Source organism: Rhodosalinus sp. FB01 (genome assembly GCF_041365715.1).
GTDB lineage: Bacteria > Pseudomonadota > Alphaproteobacteria > Rhodobacterales > Rhodobacteraceae > Rhodosalinus.
The window spans coordinates 1-3,837 of sequence record NZ_JBGFSH010000024.1 but is presented as its reverse complement, the minus strand read 5'-3'; the positions used below and the strand labels follow the sequence as shown (position 1 = coordinate 3,837).

Here is a 3,837-nt window from a genome sequence, read left to right as displayed (position 1 = left end):
TTCAGCATAGCTCCATCATTCGTGGGGTCGGCTTCAACTACTCGGTCCCGAAAGAGGGGGCGCAAGCCGAGGTCTACATCGATCGCGGCAAGGACATGAACGACGAGAATCTCCAGATCTTTGACCAGCTCTATGCGAACAAAGAGGCCATTGAAGAAGCCTATGGCGGCTCGCTTACGTGGGAGCGGCTGGAAGGGAAGAGAGCCTGTAGGATCAGCGCCAAGGTGGGCGGTGGCTTCCGTGACCCCGAAACAACCTGGGCTGCGACCCATCAGCGAATGACAGACGCGATGAACAGACTGGTGGATGCCGTTCGCCCGCACCTGAGGGCCGTGAGAATCCGCGATGGCGTTGCTGAGTTGGGTCGATATCCCTCCGAGGCCCTCGGATGAACATCCACAAGGAGATCAGCCTCGAGAACGAGATCTGCGACCACCTCGCCTCGCATGGCTGGCTACATGAGGCTGAGGACGCCAAGCGGTACGACAGGGCCAGAGCGCTCTACGCGCCAGACCTCCTGGAGTGGGTGAAGACGTCCCAGCCCAAGGCATGGGAGGCGATCGCCAAGTCTGGGGACACAGCGCTTCTGGACCGGGTGCGCAAGCAGATCGATGCGCGGGGAACGCTCGATGTCCTGCGGCACGGCATCGAGATGATCGGCGTTGACGGCACCCTGAAGCTGGCCGAGTTCAAGCCCGCACTGGCCGAGAACCCGGAGATCGTCGCGCGGCATCAGGCGAATCGGCTGCGGGTCATCCGGCAGGTGAAGTACTCGTTGGCCAACGAGAACTCGATCGACCTCGTTCTGTTCCTCAACGGCATCCCGGTCGCCACGTCAGAGCTGAAGACCGACTTCACGCAGAGCGTGGAGGATGCCATCGACCAGTACCGCTACGACCGCCCTCCGAAGCTCGGGGGCCGGACAGAACCGCTGCTGAGTTTTCCGAGTGGGGCCTTGGTGCACTTCGCGGTGAGCAACGCGCAAGTGTTCATGACGACGAAGCTGGAAGGCAAGGCGACGCGCTTCCTGCCGTTCAACAAGGGAGATGACGGCGCGGCTGGCAACCCTCTGAACCCGCACGGCCACCGGACATCCTATCTCTGGGAAGAGGTCTGGGATCGAGAAAGCTGGCTGGAGCTGATCGGTCGTTACATCATCGCCCAGAAGGACAAGAAGGGTCAGCCGAACGCGCTGATCTTCCCCCGCTACCACCAGCTCGACGCGACCCGGAAACTGGTGCGCACCGTCCTGCAGGAAGGACCGGGACAGAAGTACTTGATCCAGCACTCGGCAGGATCGGGAAAGACGAACTCAATCGCCTAGTCAGCGCATTTCCTCGCGGATCTGCACGATGCGTCCAAGCAGAAAATGTTCGACACCGTGATCGTCGTGTCCGATCGGCGTGTCATCGACGGGCAGCTTCAGGAGGCGATCTTCAGTTTCGAGCGCACCCTTGGAGTCGTTGAAACGATCAAGGGCGACGGAGGCAGCAAGAGCGGGCAACTTGCTCAGGCGCTGGCAGAGGGTAAGAAGATCGTGGTCTGCACGATCCAGACGTTCCCCCTCGCTTTGGACGAGGTGAGGCGGCTCTCGGCGACGCAAGGAAAGACCTTCGCGGTCATCGCAGACGAGGCGCACAGCTCGCAGACCGGTGAGGCNCGTGGTCTGCACGATCCAGACGTTCCCCCTCGCTTTGGACGAGGTGAGGCGGCTCTCGGCGACGCAAGGAAAGACCTTCGCGGTCATCGCAGACGAGGCGCACAGCTCGCAGACCGGTGAGGCAGCGTCGAAACTCAAGGCAGCGCTGTCACCCGAAGAGTTGGAAGAGCTTCGGGACGGCGGGGAGTACACCACCGAGGATATCCTCGCGGCGCAGATGAAGGCCCGCGCCAGCGATACGGGAGTCACCTACGTCGCCTTCACGGCCACTCCGAAAGCCAAGACGATGGAGTTGTTCGGGCGTCGTCCTGAGCCAAGCGCCCCGGCGGGCAATGACAACCTGCCAGAGCCATTTCACGTGTACTCGATGCGACAGGCGATTGAGGAAGGCTTCATCCTCGACGTTCTGCAAAACTACACGCCCTACAGCCTCGCCGTCCGCCTTGCGTCAGAGGGCAAGGAACTTGAGAGCGATGAGGTCGAGCGCGATGCCGCCATGCGCGGCTTGATGAACTGGGTGCGGCTGCATCCCCATAACATCAGCCAGAAGGTCAAGATCGTTGTGGAGCACTACCGGGCGAACGTCGCGCACCTCCTCGACGGTCGCGCGAAGGCCATGGTCGTTCTGCAGTCACGCAAGGAAGCCGTTCGTTGGAAGCTCGCCATCGACAAGTACATCAAGGAGCAGGGCTACCCGATCGGAACGCTGGTCGCGTTCTCGGGCGAGGTGAACGACAACGAGAGCGGGCCGGAACCCTTCAGCGAGACCGGCGCGGCAATGAACCCGGATCTTCGTGGGCGTGACATCAAGGAGGCGTTCGACACCAACAGCTTTCATATCCTGCTCGTCGCGAACAAGTTCCAGACCGGCTTCGACCAGCCCCTCCTCTGCGCCATGTACGTAGATCGGCGGCTTGCGGGCGTACAGGCTGTGCAAACACTGTCCCGTCTCAACCGGGCGTACTCGAAGGGCGGTGTGGTCAAAGATACCACATACGTCCTCGATTTCTCCGACAGCTCCGAGGACGTTCTGAAGGCGTTCAGCCAGTATTACGGACGCGCCGAGCTTGAAGACGTGACGGACCCGAACCTGATCTACGATCTTGGGGCCAAGCTCGATGGATCGGGACACTACGACGAGTTCGAGGTCGATCGCGTTGTGCGAGCGGCCCTGGACCCGGCATCCAAACAGAGTGACCTTGTGAAGGCGGTTGAGCCGGTCGCCCGGCGCATCGTGATGACCTACGCAGAGGCAAAGCGCCGCTGGATCGACGCGAGGTCCAAGAAAGACGAGGCTGTCGAGAAAGAGGCGCGGGACATCATGAGCGGTCTTGAGCTGCTCAAGGGGGACATGCAGACCTACCTGCGCGTCTACGCGTTCCTCTCGCAGATCTTCGACTATGGGAACACGGCGGTCGAAAAGCGGGCTATCTTCTTCAAGTACCTCATGAAGCTCTTAGATTTCGGTAGAGAGCGAGAAGAAGTTGACCTGTCCAAGGTGGTCCTGACGCACCACAAGCTGTCGTCCAAGGGTGGGCGTTCACTGTTACTGGATGGTGACGACACCAAGCTGAAGCCAGCGACCGAACTTGGGTCCGGTCAGGCTCGCGATCCTGAGAAGGTGAGGCTCGACGAGATCATCGAACGGGTGAACGACCTTTTCGAGGGCGACCTCACGGATGCAGACAAGCTCGTCTATGTGAACGAAGTCCTTCGCCAGAAGCTGATGGAGTCCGAGGTTCTCGCCCAACAGGCACGAAACAACAGCAAGGAGCAATTTGCGGCTTCGCCGAACCTGTCGGAGGAACTGATGAACGCGATCATAGACTCTTTCGCAGCGCACTCGTCAATGAGCAAACAAGCCTTGGACAGCGAGGCCGTGAGACGTGCGATCAAGGAGATCCTTCTCGGTCCTGGTAAACTGTGGGAGGGACTCAGGGCATCACAGCCGTCGCCATAGTGGATCGAAAAATTTGGCGCGGAACGCCTATAGCATTCCCGCCAAGCGAGGACACAGTATTCCCCCGTACCCCCCCTTTTTCACACCCCTTTCAGGCCGGAGGCCTACTCTAAGCATCCGGTCGGTCTGAGAAAACTACCTCACCTGTGCAGCCGACGGATCAACGACCGGACGTTCAAGCGGGAGCTATGCTGAAACCTGGGTGACGCGGCCTGAT

Annotated in this window: 4 protein-coding genes; all 4 read left to right on the top strand. The window is 60.4% G+C overall.

What is annotated here, in order from left to right:
* On the top strand, nucleotides 1-392 hold a 392-nt coding region (locus AB6A65_RS16310; RefSeq protein ID WP_371039460.1), incomplete at its 5' end, for a DUF4268 domain-containing protein.
* Complete coding sequence (locus AB6A65_RS16305) at nucleotides 389-1,324, top strand: type I restriction endonuclease (RefSeq protein WP_371039459.1); 936 nt, start codon at nucleotides 389-391, stop codon at nucleotides 1,322-1,324. The genes AB6A65_RS16310 and AB6A65_RS16305, both read left to right, overlap by 4 nt.
* A 45-nt stretch (nucleotides 1,325-1,369) precedes the next feature.
* Nucleotides 1,370-1,780: a DEAD/DEAH box helicase family protein gene (locus AB6A65_RS16300; protein WP_371039458.1), complete on the top strand. Its 411-nt coding sequence runs from the start codon at nucleotides 1,370-1,372 to the stop codon at nucleotides 1,778-1,780.
* Nucleotides 1,662-3,620 (top strand): hypothetical protein, encoded by a 1,959-nt coding sequence (locus AB6A65_RS16295; protein WP_371039457.1) that lies wholly within the window; start codon nucleotides 1,662-1,664, stop codon nucleotides 3,618-3,620. Before AB6A65_RS16300 ends, AB6A65_RS16295 begins: the two co-directional genes overlap by 119 nt.
* Nucleotides 3,621-3,837 lie beyond the last annotated feature (217 nt).

What these genes read in the sequence shown, in the direction of transcription:
- AB6A65_RS16305 (WP_371039459.1), top strand. Translation starts at nt 389, where the DNA reads ATGAACATCCACAAGGAGATCAGCCTCGAGAACGAGATCTGCGACCAC.